This window comes from Shewanella sp. DC2-4 (assembly GCF_013248875.1).
GTDB lineage: Bacteria > Pseudomonadota > Gammaproteobacteria > Enterobacterales > Shewanellaceae > Shewanella > Shewanella oncorhynchi.
Genome location: NZ_JABRVR010000002.1, coordinates 4,170,666 through 4,186,698 on the forward strand (window position 1 = coordinate 4,170,666; position 16,033 = coordinate 4,186,698).

The following is a 16,033-nucleotide window of genomic DNA, read 5'->3' on the forward strand; positions in this document are numbered from 1 at the left end:
TTAAAGTTGTGGTGCAATCGTCTTCTTTAACCACTCGGTTAACATTTTGGTTTCGTAAATAAAAGGTTTATCATTTAAAGATTGGATCCCACCCATAAACCCCATATCCGACAGTTTTTCATCGCCCGCGATAATCACTTTATCGTTTTCCATGACTTGATAAGAAAAAGTCATACGCGGCGGATAAATGTCTTTGATAATGCGTAAATCATTGGCGGTCGCACCAAATGTTGGACGCATATCACCCGCCAGATCAACATCGGTAATGGTCATTTCAAGCTTTTGATTTGGCTTTAAAATCTTTGCAGCTTCTTTATTGATGTTTTCAGTTAAGGTTTCAAATAAGCGCTTCTCATAACGGGATTGGAGCTCCCCTGATGATTTTATATCGCGATAATCTTTAGGACTTTGCCAAACAATTTTAACCACACCATCTTCGGTGACGGGATCCACAGGCGCTTCATCGGCCGCCCAAGCCGCACTGCAACTTAATACACCTGCGAGTAAAAGGGACTGAATTTTCATGTTTGCCTCCAAGGCCTAGATAACTTTCTGAGAACCACAGTACAAAATCTAACCTGAACTAGAGCTTAACGCAAAACTGATATAAGTACAGCAAATGTGTCGTAAGCTTTTGTATAATTAAGTAAATATTATTTAACCATCACAACCGATACGTATCTTTTTGTATCGAAATTGCACCAAGTAAGTGCATAGTTATCAATTTGTGAACATTTCACGCGCATAACGACAAAAAAAGCGTTATCCTTCCGCTATTGTTTACATTGCCCACTTAATAAAAAATGAAATTCCCTGTTGTACCTGTGTTCATTCTTATCCTGTTTACCTGCGTCGTAAGTGCGATTTGGTTTATCTCCCCGAGTGACAAAAATACTGGCCCTAAAACTTGGTCAGCCTTTATCTACAACCATGGCTATGATTCAGGAAAATATAAAAAAACCGATAACTTTGACAGCTATAATACTTGCCGCGATTTTGCACGCGAACAATCTGCCTTCTACGACAATGTGCCTTGGGAATGTGGATCTATGTGCCAGTTCGATACTCGTAAGCAAGGATTTCAATGCGAAGAAATGAAGAATGAGCACTAACTAACCATTCAGCATAGGTTCAATATTTATACAATAAACTCCGCTCCTCACAGTACAACTCGTTTTCTTTACCGTCTAAGGATGCACGATTTAGAACTAACGTGTTAAACGTAATTTTTAACTTGGAGCTTACCTATGAACCTAAAAACGGCTTATCTATTCAACCCATATTCACGAAAACTCGCTTTATTGGCACTGCTGACAATCGGAACTAGCGTAAGTATTTCAAGCCAAGCTGCGCCATTGACCATCAGCCAGCAACAGGCAGTTAACACTCATTTGAGCAAATTGGCTCAGATGCAAAATGCGGCTGAACATCAAATGACAGAGCAGCTTAAGCAAGATTTTAGTCAACAATTAACCGCGCAAGAACATGAGTTTATGAGCGACATCTGCCCTAAATACGGCATGACCTTCGATGTCACTACCAACGCTTGCTTACGCTCATAAGGTATTGCCAAGACTAAAATGGAAAACGGGCACTCAGCTCAGGGTATTGCCGCTTTAAATCCTTGGGCTTAGTGCTAAATTTTTTCCCCACGGGCGTCGCCTTGCCCGATGGCATAAAGGGCAGTTCCTCACCAGTTCTATCTTCGTATAATTGCCCTGCGATAAGGTCGTATTCATCTACAAAAGGGTAAGCATAGGCATCTCGCTCTGGCCAAGCGACTAAACGTGCTAGGGTGTCAGGCTGATTAACCACACCTTCGAAAATTTCTTTACCAAGTGAAATCAAAAAACACCTAAACTCGGCAAAAGCATATTCAGAATCACAGCCCGTAATAATGTAAGCCGCCCCCCAAACAGACCACAAATAACTACGGCGCATCTGCTGACCAAAGATTTTATCGAAAGCTTTTAACTCTTCATTACTCAATTCGGCAAGTTTCTGCTTCAGTGCTTGAGTCAAAGACTCCTGTGATTGCGCAGCTTCCGTTCGCGTGACTAACCCCCAAAACTCAACTTCTGTCATAAACGTCACCTATTAGAGCCTCTAGCAAAAAGGCATATTCTACACGATATTACGGTTATACTGGACTCGGATTAGGGCATTTCCTACACTTGCTCATCTTCTACGCTACCTGTCTACACATACATTTATGCCTAAACGTCTTATACTACTGATCACGTTATATTGCCTCTTCAGCATTGCTGCACTTTGGCGTACTGTGATGACTCAATCCCTTGATGTATTCACCCTAGGTGTCCTCCCCGTGCTCGTTGGCATACTCATACGCGCGCCGTGGTCTAGCTTAGTGTTGAAAATTTATATTGGCATGCAAACCTTAGGATTCTCGGCACTGGGGATTACAGCAATTATTGCCTATCGCATTACCCCTGAGGATGTAAAAGTGGTTGTTTCTGGCCACAACATTCCTATGTTGCCACTCACAGTGAGCATTATTGTTATTTTACTCGTGCAGTATTGGATCGCATTTTCTAAGGTCACGAGACACTATTTGACCCGCCAAACTCAGTAATGGACTTTGTTGCTAAGCTGTTATCAATAGCGTAGCTTAGCGACCCAGTAAAATACTTACGACTCTTAACTTGAAGTAGACTATGAGCCATTTATCGCCCAGCGAACTTTCCATTCTTTTAGTAGAACCTTCAGAGACACAGCGTCGAATTATTATTCAGCGCTTACAACAAGAAGGCATTCTCAGCATTCAAACCGCAGAAAACATAGAAGCGGCTAAAGATATTATTGCTCGCCATAAACCTGACCTTATTGCGAGCGCCATGCATTTCGATGATGGCACTGCCATCGATCTCTTGGGCTACTTAAGGGCCAACGCTGACTGCAAAGATATCCAATTTATGCTGGTCTCGAGTGAGTGCCGCCGTGAACAACTTGAAATATTCCGCCAATCGGGTGTAGTAGCGATTCTACCTAAACCCTTCAGTGCCGACCATTTAGGTACAGCATTGAATGCCACGATTGATTTACTCAGCCACGATGAACTCGACCTCAGTAATTTCGATGTACAAGATGTGCGTGTATTAGTGGTCGATGATAGCCGTATGGCAAGAAACGTCATTAAACGTACGATTGGTAACTTAGGGATGAAGCTGATTACCGAGGCCGAGGATGGCGCGCAAGCCATAGCGTTAATGAAACACAATATGTTCGACTTAGTGATCACTGATTACAATATGCCGAGTGTAGATGGGCTAGCTTTGACACAATTTATCCGCAATGAAAGCCAACAATCGCACATTCCCATCTTGATGGTGTCTTCCGAAGCCAACGATACCCACCTCAGCAATGTGTCCCAAGCGGGTGTAAATGCCTTATGTGACAAACCCTTTGAACCCAAACTTGTTAAAAAATTACTCTATCAACTGTTAGAAGAATAAAACCAGAATAAAACTTAAGTCACGAACTGAGTAAATATTCTGCGCTTTACTGAACATCCTGCTGCACGCTAGACGCAAAAGGCTTTCCAAGTGTTAAACCTTATGGCATGTTAGGCACGCTTATTTCAAATAAATCTACGGAAAGAAGAGACAATAAAAATGAACAAAACTGAACTAATCGCCAAAATTGCAGAAAATGCCGATCTAACGAAAGTAGAAGCAGCACGCGCATTGAAGTCTTTTGAAGCAGCTATTACCGAATCAATGAAAAATGGTGACAAAATCTCCATCGTAGGTTTCGGTTCTTTTGAAACAGCGACTCGTGCCGCTCGCACTGGCCGTAACCCACAAACTGGTAAAGAAATTCAAATTGCTGAAGCGACAGTGCCTAAGTTTAAAGCGGGTAAAACCCTACGTGACAGCGTAAACTAAGTTATAAAATTCAATACAACGCCTCCATTGTGAGGCGTTTTTTTTGCCCAATCCCAGTGAAGCACTGAATATTTTTTGCACAACAAAAGTGCGCCTCTGCCCCACAAACTGGCAAATAAAAACATTTCATTAACATTGCAAGCTCTAATCCTTTGTTTTACATGGCATTGTAATAGTGGCATGTGATTAGCAAATCCTTCCTTAGAAAAAACCAAGATGCACTAATGAACACAGCTGACTTTGAGTGTGCCAATGGTGAATCGATAAATAAGTCAATCGAGGGGATGAGCATGAAGAAATCACTGTACAGCGTTTTGGCCTTATCGACGGGAATGTTACTGGCAGGCAACGCCTTTGCAGCCGTATCAGGCAACATTGGCGGTACCTCTAATTACCTATGGCGCGGTGCGACCCAAACTAAAGATGCAGTCGCAATCCAAGGTGGCCTTGACTACAGCCACGATTCTGGATTTTATGCGGGAACTTGGGCATCGAATGTGGATTTTGGTGATGATACTAGCTACGAGCTTGATCTATATGCAGGTTATGGCGGCAGTATTACCGAAGACATCAGCTACGACTTTGGCTATCTCTACTACGCTTATCCAGACGCGCCGGGCAGTATTGATTTTGGTGAGCTCCATGCTGCTGTCACGTGGAAATGGCTCGAACTGGCTTACTCCCAAGTCATCAATGCCGGTGACGATCTGGCCGCCGATCCTTTAGATAATAAAGATCTCAGTTATCTTGCCGCGACGGTATCCGTACCTCTCACTGAAAAGCTGAGTTTATCAGTACACTATGGTTACTCAAACGGTGATGTCGTCCAATCTTGGTTTGGCGAAGATAATTATGCCGACTATAACGTGACTCTCAGCGCAGATACCAGTATAGGCACAGTGTCATTTATGGTCTCAGATACCGATCTCACCGATGATGATGCCAAACTAGTACTCGGATATTCCTACAGTTTTGATCTATAAGCTCTAAACATAAAAAACGCCACCTTAAAAAGTGGCGTCGTTTTATCACCATCACCTACTAGGCAATAATTGACCGGTTTGTTTTACGGGCCGCAACCATTTTCTCGATATACTCAACAATGGGCTCAGTCACTGAAATCCCTGTTGTTTGCTCAATCCCTTCAATGCCAGGCGCCGAATTAACCTCAAGGATCAGTGGGCCACGGTTAGAACGTAAAATATCGACTCCCGCGACAACCAATCCCATCGCCTTCACAGCAGCAATAGCCATTTTACGCTCAACAGAGGTGATTTTTACCACCTCACCACAACCACCTAAATGCAGATTAGAGCGGAAATCGCCCTCGGGACCTTGACGCTTCATCGAAGCAACAACCTTGTCACCGACAACAAAACAACGAATATCACTACCATTGGATTCTTTAATGTATTCCTGCACTAAGATATTCGCTTTGAGCCCCAAGAATGCTTCAATCACGCTCTCAGCAGCCGTTTTAGTTTCAGCGAGTACGACACCAATCCCTTGAGTGCCTTCGAGTAATTTAATGACTAACGGAGCGCCGCCCACCATATTGATGAGATCTGGGATATCATTTGGCTTATTGGCAAAACCCGTCACTGGCATGCCAATCCCTTTGCGGGAAAGTAGTTGCAGTGCCCGCAATTTGTCCCGCGAACGCGCAATGGAGATTGAATCATTCGCGGCATATACGCCCATCATTTCAAACTGACGTACAACGGCACAACCATAAAAAGTCACGCTAGCATGAATACGCGGAATGATGGCATCAAACCCAACTAATTCAGTACCTTCATAATGAATGCTAGGTTTAATAGAATTAATATTCATATAGCAATTCAGCGTATTGATCACGACCGCTTCATGTCCACGACTTTGGCAAGCCGCGACTAAACGTTGTGTTGAATACAACTGGGGGAATTGGGATAAAATACCTATTTTCATTGCTGAGTGACCAACTTAAGCATGAGTGAATAAACCGTTCTGCGGCACCAAAAGCACAGCGACAGAAAAAGGGGCTGATATTTGTCTATTGCTCAGTGTAAAGCAAGAAAATATTCCTCACCAGACGAAATCATTATGCTAATGAAATACTTCAAGACCTATCACACTCGGAACTCGGTTTAAGTTAACAGCGGCAGAATATACTTAGCCTCAAACTCCGTTGCATCTAAGGGACGAGAAAACAAATAACCTTGTAATACAGTACAATGGCGAGAAGTACAAAACTCAGCCTGCTCAATTGTTTCAACGCCCTCAGCTACTGATATGACATTAAACCCATGGGCGAAGTTAAGTAATGCAGCGAGCAAACGAGTGTCTTTATCATCCTTATCATAGGAAGCGACAAAGCTTTTATCGATTTTCAGCACGCTAATGGGAAACAATTTGATATGTTCTAAGGACGAAAAACCCGTCCCAAAATCATCAAGGGCAAAACGCACCCCTAACTCGGCGATTCTATCGAGCATTTTGGCATGTTCATGGGGATCTTCAATAAGGCAATTCTCAGTAATTTCAAGCTCTAATGCTACAGCAGGAAGTCCTGTCTTAGTCAGCGTATTCGCTATTTTATCAAACAGGTTCTCATTTCCAATTTGCGATGCAGACAGGTTAACGGCAATGGTAAATTCTCTCCCTGTTGGCTGTAATTGGGTTAACCAAACCTGTGCCTGAATACAGGCTTGTTCAAGCACCCAATCATCAATGTCCTCCATTAATCCAATTTCTTCGGCTATGGGTAAAAATTGATCTGGGGTGATAATGCCGTCTACAGGATGCTGCCATCGGATAAGGGCTTCCATCCCCACCAGCTGATGGGTTTTCGCATTCACTTGCGCTTGATAATGAACCTTAAATTCATTTCTTTTTAAGGCAGTACGCAAACTCGACTCGATATGATTACGGTAACGCACCTCTTTATCTAAAGCTTCTGAGTAAAACTGAATCTGGTTTCGGCCCATTTTTTTAGCGCGATACATAGCGATATCGGCACATTTCATCAGCTCAGAACTGTTCGAAGCCGCTTCATTATAAAAAGCCACGCCGATACTGGCACCAATAAGCACATCGTTATCACCGAGACAAAACACGTCCTCAAACACTTTTAACAATCGATTAGCCACAATCATAGGGAAATATTTATAATCATTATCAGTGACTAGCACGACAAATTCGTCCCCACCTAAACGGGCAATAATGTCGCCATCTCGTAGTACTTCACTTAATCGAGCGGCTACTTTAACTAAAAGAATATCCCCCGTCTGATGGCCTAGAGTGTCATTGATCGCTTTAAAATCATCTAAATCGAGTAAGATAACGGCTAAATAGTCGTGACAACGTTTGGCCCTTGCTATCGCTCGATTAAGACAAAGTTCAAAACCATAGCGATTAACCAGCTTAGTCAACGAATCGTGTTCAGCTAGCTCTTTTAGTTTTTGGTGACTATTGCGTAACGCCAACGCCATTGAAGATCTTTGTTTCGCATAACGAATTGCACGGGTTAGTATCCGCGAGTTAACCTCATCTTTAAGCAAGAAGTCCTGTGCCCCTAGTTCAATACAGCGTTGAGCCAGTTTCTCATCTTCATAGCGACTCAGCATAACGACTACGGTCTGGTCTTGCGTCATGGCATTGAGCTTGATCAACACTTCTAAGCCATTAGCATCGGGTAATAAATAATCCAATAGAATACCGTCAAAATGACGTTCTAATGCGAGATTTAAACCATCAAATGCACAATTTGCTTCGACCACATTAAAAGTCAACTTTGACTGTCTGAGTGCTCGGATGATCGCAGTTCTATCAACTTCATCATCATCGATCAGTAGTAAATCCATATACTCACCTTATGCGGATGGGAGCTCCACTATTCGCCAATAACCTTCAAGCATATTAAAAATATTGTTAAAACCGTCTTTCATATCAGTTTTAACCATGTAACCAGCCACATGATGGCTATAGGCTTTCATCCTATCTTCATCGGTACTCGACGTGGTGAGCATAAAAACGACAGACGAAGAAAGAGAAGGATCTGAGCGTATTCGCTCAAGGAACTCAAACCCATTCATTCTTGGCATATTAAGATCGAGCAAAATAAGATACGGACCTTTGATCGTGTCTAAACTAGTTAGAATAGTTAATGCTTCAATCCCATCCCGAGCACGCACTAAGGGATTGAGTAACCTCAATTGTCTCATCGCCCGCTGCACGGCCATGTAATCCACGTCATCATCATCAACCAATAAAATGGTGACCTGTTGATAGTGATTTGCTGCGCTCATAGAAGCTCCTTTTTCACTATTTTCTTAGGCCAACTAAAGCAAAAACAACAACCTCGGCCCTGCGATTTGAGCTGAATCTCTCCACCTAAACTTTCAACCGTTTTCCTCACAAGTGATAAGCCTAAACCACTGCCTTCAACTTCATCTCTTGGTTTAAGTGTTTGAAACATCTCGAAGACTTTTTCATGATATGAGCTTGATATCCCCGGACCATCATCTATCACACTGAATCGATACTGCTGATCAACCGCCTCACATGAAACCGTAATCACACCTGTACCTAAGTCATGATGTTTTATGGCGTTACTGATTAAATTTCGTATAACTAATTCCAACAATGGTCTTACGGTATAAAAATTTGGAAATTCACCTTTTAGGACTAATTCAAATCCCTGTGGCGGCGCGACGAGCGCAAACATGTCTTCAACCAGTTGCCGACTTTTCACTTCAGTAGTTTCGGTATCAACACGACCAATCCGAGAAAACATCAATAGTCCATCGAGTAATAACACCATTCGATGAATACGACTTTGGATAAGCCCTAGGTATTTCTGTACATTTTCATTGGTGTTATCGACTAAATCCTCTGATAACCAAGAGGTTAGCTGCTCGATACCACGTAAGGGGGATTTCAAATCATGGGAAGCAATATAGGCGAACCTGTCTAATTCTTGATTGATACGCTCAAGCTCAAGCATATGTTCTGCACGCTGAACTTCAATGCGTTTACGTTCAGAGACATTATTAATTGTCGCGAGAATAGAAATGCCATTACTAAAATGAATAGGCGTCAACCCCACTTCAATTGCGAGTCGACTGCCATCTTTACAACAGCCAAACAGGTCATCCCGCATCGACATATTTTTCGCAATAGGCTGCACTAAATAGTTACTCATGTGCTGCTGATGAGCATCCCTTAGGGTTTCGGGCAATAACATATTGATGGAACGACCGAGTAACTCGTCTCTGGTATAGCCGAACAAACGTTCAGCATGGGTATTCACTAAAGTAATAAATCCAGATTTATCCACCATAAATAGCGCACTTGGAGAGGCTTCAATTACTAATCTAAAGCGTTTTTCGTTAGCAATTAACTCTGAAGTCAGTAAAGACTCCTTATATCGATTACGCGCCATAATTAACACTGAGTAAAACAATGCCAAAATAAAACCACAACCGATAAATTGGAGCCACATACCTTGGGTCTGTTCCGCTCTCGAGATAAAACGCGATTGTGATGAAATGTCTAAGCGCCACAACTGCCCTCCAACTAAGTCAGTCTGTGAGTGATAAAACACATCCTGCTCATTCGGGGCCACTTTGCTGCTGGTAAACATTAGACTGTCAGCGCTTGCCTGCGGACTTTCATAAATGGCAAGTTTCAAGCCTGAGAATCGCTCCCCCATAATCCCTTGCATGAGGTCATCCATCCTAAACGCTGCATACACAAGTCCAAACACGTGCTGTTTACGCTCAGCCTCTGTTGTTGTGGTGCCTTGATAAAGCGGTAAATACATTAAAAAGCCCGCTTTCGCATCATCAGAAGTATCTTGAACTAATACGACTTTGCCAGAAACTGTCGGCAGTCCAGTGGTAATAGCGCGAGTGATGGCTTTATATCGATTAGACTCGGAGCACATGTCATAACCCAAGGCTCTTTGATTACGCCAATCAAAGGGTTCTAAGTACACAATCACGCAATACTGATCACGCGTTCCTTCTGGGTAAACTTTATAGTCTTTAAAACCTTCAGCTTGAACTTGTTGGATGTGCGCACTTAATGCTTCAGGTTGAAGTAACTGAGCATAGCCAAAACCTTGAAAACCTGGGTAATACTCAGATAAATGAGCATTGATGACATAAGTTTGCCATTCCTGACGTGTCACATTACTCGAGGATAATAATAAGCCAACGCCACCACGTAAGACTTGCTCATAGGCAAGCATTCTGCGATTCACGGCTTCTGTTAATTCTTGAACGCTATTTTCGAAACGCTCTTCACCTCTATCCCTAAGATATTGCTCAAGCACATACCAAGAGATCCCCATGAAAAGTAAGGCAGCCACTATCATCAGCCAGCTAGAGCTCAGCACGCTAAAGTAGATATTATTAGATGGGGGGAGTGATTTAGAAAACTGATCCTTGTCCATGTAAGCCAATTCCCTAGCAAACGATTAACAACAAACACAGGTACAAGTGTTGTTGTAATTATGACTAAATTCAAGTTTATCCTACTATTTAACTCGGAATTAACGCGAATATATCTATGACGATACCGTGCTCTTAATCACAAAATAAGCAAAAACTAAATTAATCAAATATTCAATTGCAGTCTAGTGCCTACGCAAAACAGCGGTAAGCTGAATCATCCGACTCACGGGAAGAATTTTTCACCCTAACTCACAAAATTATTTGCTTTTCTACCATACTCTTTTTAGTTAGAAAGTCGTTAGGAACAACAAGAGGAATTCGTTATGGCTCATATTACTGAAGTCGTGCCCAACGATACTGAACTTGAGGCAATGACCACACCAAGAAACAGCAAAGCCGCCGAGGCAATGCAGCATAGACGCGAAGTCAAAAAGCGTTTAGAAGACTACCTCGAGCGGGCGGAGTTAAAACGTGCATTAGGAGATGACGATTTTTTCTAGCCAATTCTATCTCGCTATCTAGTGGTCAAAATGATGGGATGATGATCTCAGTCGGTGATCATTTGTTTCGAACTCACTGAGTTTTGGCCCACTAAAATCGAATATCTCACCCAGCCAATAATGCTGGGTGTGACTCTGCTTTAGCTCACTAACCTCCAGATTTAAAATCGCGTCATCACAGTCATTTTTACCACTCTTGTCGGCTTGAGTTTTGATTAACAAGCATTCAGCCTTAACACACTCAAATAACTCATCGCTGTCATGCTTTGCTCCAATCAATCTATTTCTATATCAAGAACAAAGCAGCTTTAATGTCATATCAATAAAATATTATTAAACAGATGGTTACTTATTTATGTCCCATAGACATAGCGCTAGAATTGTAACAAGTGCACCAAAATGATTCACAAAATCGATAACAGCTAATTTATTTAATCGGTATATTTCTCAGCTAGCCTGCGAATCAATATGAATAAATGAGGTTTAAGGCTATGATTAGCCACATCTCTCTCGCTGAAATTACCTGCAGGATATACGGGAATGTCTGAGTCGTTAGCCCAATATCAACAAGATCTACGCCGTTTTTCCGATGAATTAATTCGCATTCAAACGCCAATAAAAATCTTAGATGCCATTAAATGGCCGCGGGAAATGGAAGAGCGTTTTCTATCCAATAAGGGCACGGTACTTCCGGCTATCAAGCAAGAGTTCTATCAAAACATTGCTTTACCTTTTGATCCTGTTAAAACCCAAGCTGAGCTAGCCTCCCTAAAGCAGGACATCCATAGACGTTTGGGTAAACGAGACAAACTCGGCAAAATATTAGTGGCAAACGTCGATCAGTATCGCCTTGTCATCGATATGTTGGGGAACAGAGGCACGCCAACCTTTGGTAAGCTCAGCCAAGAATTGTACGGCAGTGCTAGCCATAAACTGCATGGCGATCGCCATACCTTGCGCCAGTTAGGCGATAAACTCAGCTACATTTTCTCGCTGCCCGCGGCGAGGCACATGAATAAACACCACCCTAAAATTATTAGCGCGCCAGAAGCGGTTAACGTGCTCAGCCAACGTTTAGAAAAGTACTTTCATAGCGATGATATGCGTGTACGCCTTAGTGACGGTATCGTCTCTGACGCTGCAGTCGGTGGCGACACTGTTAAGCTCAATAGCAAAGCAATGTTCAGCGAATCGGATCTTAATGTATATGAAGTTCACGAAGGTTGGGTGCATGTCGGCACAACGCTAAACGGCCGAGCTCAACCCCACGCCACTTGGCTCAGTGTCGGTTCTCCGCGCGTAGCAGCAACCCAAGAAGGTCTAGCCGTTTTACTGGAAATGCTGACGCTAAGCTCAAATCCAGGACGGGCTCGGCGAATTAGTGACCGTGTTGCCGCGGTCGATATGGCTGAAAATGGTGCTGACTTTATAGAGGTATTCAATTATTTCAGAGGATTGAATCTAAGTGCGACAGACAGTTACCGTGTCACTCAAAGGGTTTTCCGTGGGGGCATGGTGGAAGGCGGCAGTTTCTTCACTAAGGATATTTCCTATGTGCGTGGTTATGTGGAAAACATTAACTTTATCCGCAGCGCCATCACCTCAGGCCTTCCTGAACTCATCCCTATGCTATTCCTCGGTAAATTGGCGATCGAAGATATCCCCGTGTTATACCAAGCTTGCCAAGAGGGCATTCTGACTACGCCTAAATATCTACCGCCTATGTTTGATAACTTTAGTGGCCTTTATGCTTGGTTTGGTTTTGCATCAGGTTTAGCAGGAATCGATTTGAAAGGTGTACAGCGCCATTTCACTCGCTTATTTAAAGACGTACCGAATGTCGTCCCGACCTTTGAGTTACTCGATGATACTGAATTTGACAACAACTCTGACTAATACAGTAACCTGCTTGATTTAAAATAAAAAAGCTCACAACTATGTGAGCTTTTTTATAAAACTAAACGCTAATCCTCGATAGAAAAACCTTCACCATTACATTCAAAATACAACTCATCGCGAGCTCGCTTTGCCACACGTGTAGAAGATAATGGCATTTCCACCCAACTTTTGAACTTGCACTTTCAAATCTTTTAAGGCTTCCACACTAACTGCGGCAGCGCATTTAAATCCAATCGGTCACCCTGAGTCGCGATTGCTATAGCCTTTGGTTTAGTCTGAGGATCTTGGTTAATCACATCGACTAATCCATGCTGCGCCTCGGGTTCTCCATGGACTAAAATTAACGGCGGCTGGCCTTCAAAATGGTGATACCAACGTAATAACTCTGCTTGATCCGCATGGGCTGAAAGTCCACCCACTGTGTGTAACTTAGCCGCTACTTTAATGCTGTTACCATGAATAGACAGTTCCTCAGCGCCATCGACGAGGGCGCGCCCCGGTGTTCCAAGCGCTTGATAACCACAAATAATCACATCACATTCTGGGCGCCATAGATTATGCTCTAAGTGGCTACGAATACGTCCACCGTTACACATGCCGCTCCCTGCGATAATGATCAATCCCTTATGCACATCGTTCAGCGCTATCGACTCTTCGGTCGTTTGGATAAATTCGACATTCGACAACAGTGGATGCTGCCCAGGATGTTGGCGGGTAAAGCGTTTAAAGTCCTCATCCATCAGCGGATAATTATTAACGTAGACGCGTGTCGCCTCAATTGCCATCGGGCTGTCTAGGCAGATTTTCCAACGGCCGAGATCCCATTCTTTAGCATATAAATGAAATAGATATAATAACTCCTGTGCTCGTCCAACCGAAAAAGCGGGGAGCAATATATTGCCTTGGCTCTCGTTGACTGTCTTAGCAAAAATGGCTTTCAACTCGGCTAAGGTATCCGTCCAACTGCGGTGAAAACGATTGCCATAGGTGCTTTCCATTAAGACTAAATCTGCCGAATCCACTAAGGTAGGATTACGTAAAATCGGCATACCTGCACGGCCAAGATCGCCACTGAAGACGATTTTCTTCTGTGATTTTCCCTCACCTAACCACAACTCGACTAAGGCGGAACCTAAAATATGCCCTGCATCTGAGAGGCAAATATCCACATGGGGAATAACCCGAGTCACTTGACCATATTCCAATGGTACAAATTGAGTTATCGCGAGTTCAGCATCTTCAACGGTGAATAGCGGTTCTAGGGGTTCAAGATCATGTTTAGCACGCTTTTTATTGACTCTTTCGGTATCGCGGGTCTGCAGCATAGCCGCATCTTTGAGCATGATGGCGCACAGCTCTGCCGTGGCTTTATGGGTGTAGATAGGCCCATCAAAACCTGCTTTGACTAAAAGTGGTAAACGCCCAGAATGATCGATATGGGCATGGCTAAGCACGACAGCAGAAATAGACTCAGGATCAAATGCGAAGGGATCATGATTACGCAACTCATCAGACTTACCGCCTTGGATCAAACCACAGTCGAGCAATAAGTGTTCATGATCAACCGAGAGTAAATGACACGAACCCGTCACTTCCTCTGTCGCCCCTAAAAACTGCAATGTCATTCGCATGGTGTCCCTCCAAGGTGTTTATCTCATATAAAGATAGACTATGCCCTTATTCCTAAAACAAAAAGGATTAATTAGTCACGTGCGAGCAATGTCAACTTTAGCTGTAATGCTTAGTCATCAATAACCTAACAATGGGTACAACTGACCTTGACGTACCGTTTTGCCAGCGTTAGCAATAGTGCCATCGCGCAGCCATTGTTCGAGCAAAATCTGCAAAGGCTGTTTGACCTCTGCGGCCGTCATTCCAGCGCTAATACTTGGGCTATAGAGTAATTTAAGCAAAATGAAATCGAGCCCAGTGAGTAAGTCCTGCGGGGTTTTGTCGTTAAAGATGGAGGGAAATACTTTCTCTGAATCATTGGGTAAACCAAGCACTTGGGTTATCTCTTCCACTACGCAAGCCACTAACTTACCGTGCATTTTGGCTTGATCTACAGGAATAATAATCCAAGCACGTTCAATCTCTTGCCGTGAATTGAGAGCAAATTTTGCCATACACACAGAGCCATGGACATTTTTCGCCGAGCTCGGTCCCATTAAGCGCATCACCTCACTTGCCCATAGGGATTGACGGGTAAACACTAAGTGCAGATTCGCCTCTGAGAGCGTATCTACCCGTTGAATATCGAGGCCGGTGATCTTGCCTAAGTGTGTTAAGTGCATCAACACTAATTGAGTGTGCAGCGCCTTATCACCCACTTGATGCTCAATAAACACTCGTACCGGTATGCGCCACTTACGCACGCTATGTTTAGCAAGGTCATACTCATTTTGTAGGGCGACTTCACTAAATGCTTGGGTGATATAAGCGGAGTTTTTCCAATCCGTAGCGGGCGTTAACACTTGGGTTAATCCGGGAGATGTTTGAGCAGCAAACAAAGGCAAAACGAATAAACTTAGCGTTAGAAAAAGCCCTAAACGAAACAGACGTGCAGTAAAAAATAACCAACTGTAGAAACGTGTTAATACCCTAAGCCACTTTTGCATTGGCACTCATCCCGCAACTTGACGAGGTCACTGAATCAAAATCATAGCAGTGATACTGATAAAAGAAGTCGAAATCTGCAAACAACCTCATACAACATAGACTTAATAAACTCGCCCAGATAATGCAATGCTGACTAAACAGTAGCCAATAAAACCCCATAATAAAATGACTACACAAAGCATCAATGCATTGTTTTTAAACACATTATATTTAATATCATTAATCGTATACTGATGATATTACACCACCATTGCCAAGGATTCAGGATGACAATGGTGTGCATTTTTAGCTTAAGCGCTTTCTAACGAGCATACTCCGTGCAACTATTCAGCGAGTCAGCGAGCTCTAGTCCCTTAACCACCCCTCAACTTCATCGCGCGTCGGTACTGAGCCGCTATGTATGAGCTCACCATCGATCACTACCGCAGGGGTTTTCATCACTTTAAATTTCAATAGGCTTTGAGGATCTGTGTCCTTTTTTACAATCACATCCACACCCATTTCTTCTGATATGTCCGCAATCATCTCAGCGGTTTTGCTACATTTAGCGCAACCACTGCCTAATACTTTGACTTGTTTCATGTTACTTCCTCAACGAACTGTGCTGCAAAATTAAAAATTTCAACCTACTGTCATACTCACAGCCACATATAGCAAGGTAAATTTCCAGCCA

At 43.1% G+C, this 16,033-nt stretch carries 17 protein-coding genes; 8 read left to right on the forward strand and 9 right to left on the reverse strand.

All coding sequences use genetic code 11. From position 1 onward, the window contains the following. The gene (locus tag HQQ92_RS18875; RefSeq protein WP_173247611.1) at positions 1 to 525 is read right to left on the reverse strand and encodes a DUF3016 domain-containing protein; all 525 of its coding nucleotides are present in this window, start codon (positions 523 to 525) and stop codon (positions 1 to 3) included. 278 nt (positions 526 to 803) lie between these two features. Here HQQ92_RS18875 and HQQ92_RS18880 point away from each other — a divergent pair, with 278 nt between their 5' ends. Beyond that, positions 804 to 1,112 carry a hypothetical protein gene (locus tag HQQ92_RS18880; RefSeq protein WP_105250308.1) on the forward strand — a complete coding sequence of 103 codons (309 nt, stop codon included), beginning with the start codon at positions 804 to 806 and terminating at the stop codon, positions 1,110 to 1,112. Positions 1,113 to 1,247: 135 nt separating this feature from the next. After that, positions 1,248 to 1,562 (forward strand): hypothetical protein, encoded by a 315-nt coding sequence (locus HQQ92_RS18885; RefSeq protein WP_173247615.1) that lies wholly within the window; start codon positions 1,248 to 1,250, stop codon positions 1,560 to 1,562. Between the two features lie 13 nt (positions 1,563 to 1,575). On the opposite strand, the gene HQQ92_RS18890 is transcribed toward HQQ92_RS18885, so the two are convergent. Next, on the reverse strand, positions 1,576 to 2,085 hold the full coding sequence (locus HQQ92_RS18890; protein WP_173247618.1) for a DUF4240 domain-containing protein: 510 nt from the start codon (positions 2,083 to 2,085) through the stop codon (positions 1,576 to 1,578). A 127-nt stretch (positions 2,086 to 2,212) separates the two neighbouring features. Between HQQ92_RS18890 and HQQ92_RS18895 the strand changes: the two genes are divergently transcribed. The 4 genes from HQQ92_RS18895 to HQQ92_RS18910 all read left to right on the forward strand — a co-directional run bounded on the left by HQQ92_RS18895 (position 2,213) and on the right by HQQ92_RS18910 (position 4,888). After that, a complete protein-coding gene (locus tag HQQ92_RS18895) occupies positions 2,213 to 2,593 on the forward strand; it encodes a hypothetical protein (protein ID WP_105250311.1) in 381 nt (126 codons plus the stop codon). 82 nt (positions 2,594 to 2,675) lie between these two features. Beyond that, positions 2,676 to 3,473 (forward strand): response regulator, encoded by a 798-nt coding sequence (locus HQQ92_RS18900; protein ID WP_105250312.1) that lies wholly within the window; start codon positions 2,676 to 2,678, stop codon positions 3,471 to 3,473. 159 nt (positions 3,474 to 3,632) lie between these two features. Next, the gene (locus tag HQQ92_RS18905; RefSeq protein ID WP_006079990.1) at positions 3,633 to 3,905 is read left to right on the forward strand and encodes an HU family DNA-binding protein; all 273 of its coding nucleotides are present in this window, start codon (positions 3,633 to 3,635) and stop codon (positions 3,903 to 3,905) included. 290 nt (positions 3,906 to 4,195) lie between these two features. Continuing rightward, a complete protein-coding gene (locus HQQ92_RS18910) occupies positions 4,196 to 4,888 on the forward strand; it encodes a TorF family putative porin (RefSeq protein WP_105250314.1) in 693 nt (230 codons plus the stop codon). A 58-nt stretch (positions 4,889 to 4,946) separates the two neighbouring features. On the opposite strand, the gene rimK is transcribed toward HQQ92_RS18910, so the two are convergent. From rimK to HQQ92_RS18930, 4 genes are all read right to left on the reverse strand, one after another. Next, positions 4,947 to 5,852: a 30S ribosomal protein S6--L-glutamate ligase gene (gene rimK / locus HQQ92_RS18915; protein WP_113939182.1), complete on the reverse strand. Its 906-nt coding sequence runs from the start codon at positions 5,850 to 5,852 to the stop codon at positions 4,947 to 4,949. 179 nt (positions 5,853 to 6,031) lie between these two features. Further along, positions 6,032 to 7,747, reverse strand: coding sequence for a bifunctional diguanylate cyclase/phosphodiesterase (locus HQQ92_RS18920; protein WP_131523939.1), 1,716 nt, complete (start codon positions 7,745 to 7,747; stop codon positions 6,032 to 6,034). 9 nt (positions 7,748 to 7,756) lie between these two features. Continuing rightward, entirely contained in the window at positions 7,757 to 8,191 is a 435-nt protein-coding gene (locus tag HQQ92_RS18925) for a response regulator (protein WP_105250317.1), read from the reverse strand. Continuing rightward, positions 8,188 to 10,341 (reverse strand): CHASE domain-containing protein, encoded by a 2,154-nt coding sequence (locus tag HQQ92_RS18930; protein WP_173247621.1) that lies wholly within the window; start codon positions 10,339 to 10,341, stop codon positions 8,188 to 8,190. Before HQQ92_RS18930 ends, HQQ92_RS18925 begins: the two co-directional genes overlap by 4 nt. 324 nt (positions 10,342 to 10,665) lie before the next feature. Between HQQ92_RS18930 and HQQ92_RS18935 the strand changes: the two genes are divergently transcribed. Both HQQ92_RS18935 and HQQ92_RS18940 read left to right on the forward strand, forming a co-directional pair. Beyond that, the gene (locus HQQ92_RS18935; protein WP_006079984.1) at positions 10,666 to 10,842 is read left to right on the forward strand and encodes a PA3496 family putative envelope integrity protein; all 177 of its coding nucleotides are present in this window, start codon (positions 10,666 to 10,668) and stop codon (positions 10,840 to 10,842) included. Positions 10,843 to 11,382: 540 nt separating this feature from the next. Beyond that, positions 11,383 to 12,738 carry a flavohemoglobin expression-modulating QEGLA motif protein gene (locus HQQ92_RS18940; RefSeq protein WP_105250320.1) on the forward strand — a complete coding sequence of 452 codons (1,356 nt, stop codon included), beginning with the start codon at positions 11,383 to 11,385 and terminating at the stop codon, positions 12,736 to 12,738. 194 nt (positions 12,739 to 12,932) lie between these two features. Here HQQ92_RS18940 and HQQ92_RS18945 read toward each other — a convergent pair whose 3' ends face one another. The 3 genes from HQQ92_RS18945 to HQQ92_RS18955 all read right to left on the reverse strand — a co-directional run bounded on the left by HQQ92_RS18945 (position 12,933) and on the right by HQQ92_RS18955 (position 15,942). After that, complete coding sequence (locus HQQ92_RS18945) at positions 12,933 to 14,372, reverse strand: MBL fold metallo-hydrolase RNA specificity domain-containing protein (RefSeq protein ID WP_173247626.1); 1,440 nt, start codon at positions 14,370 to 14,372, stop codon at positions 12,933 to 12,935. Between the two features lie 117 nt (positions 14,373 to 14,489). After that, entirely contained in the window at positions 14,490 to 15,359 is an 870-nt protein-coding gene (locus HQQ92_RS18950; protein WP_173247629.1) for a DUF2927 domain-containing protein, read from the reverse strand. Positions 15,360 to 15,705: 346 nt separating this feature from the next. Beyond that, positions 15,706 to 15,942 (reverse strand): thioredoxin family protein, encoded by a 237-nt coding sequence (locus HQQ92_RS18955; protein WP_028761824.1) that lies wholly within the window; start codon positions 15,940 to 15,942, stop codon positions 15,706 to 15,708. Positions 15,943 to 16,033: the final 91 nt, after the last annotated feature.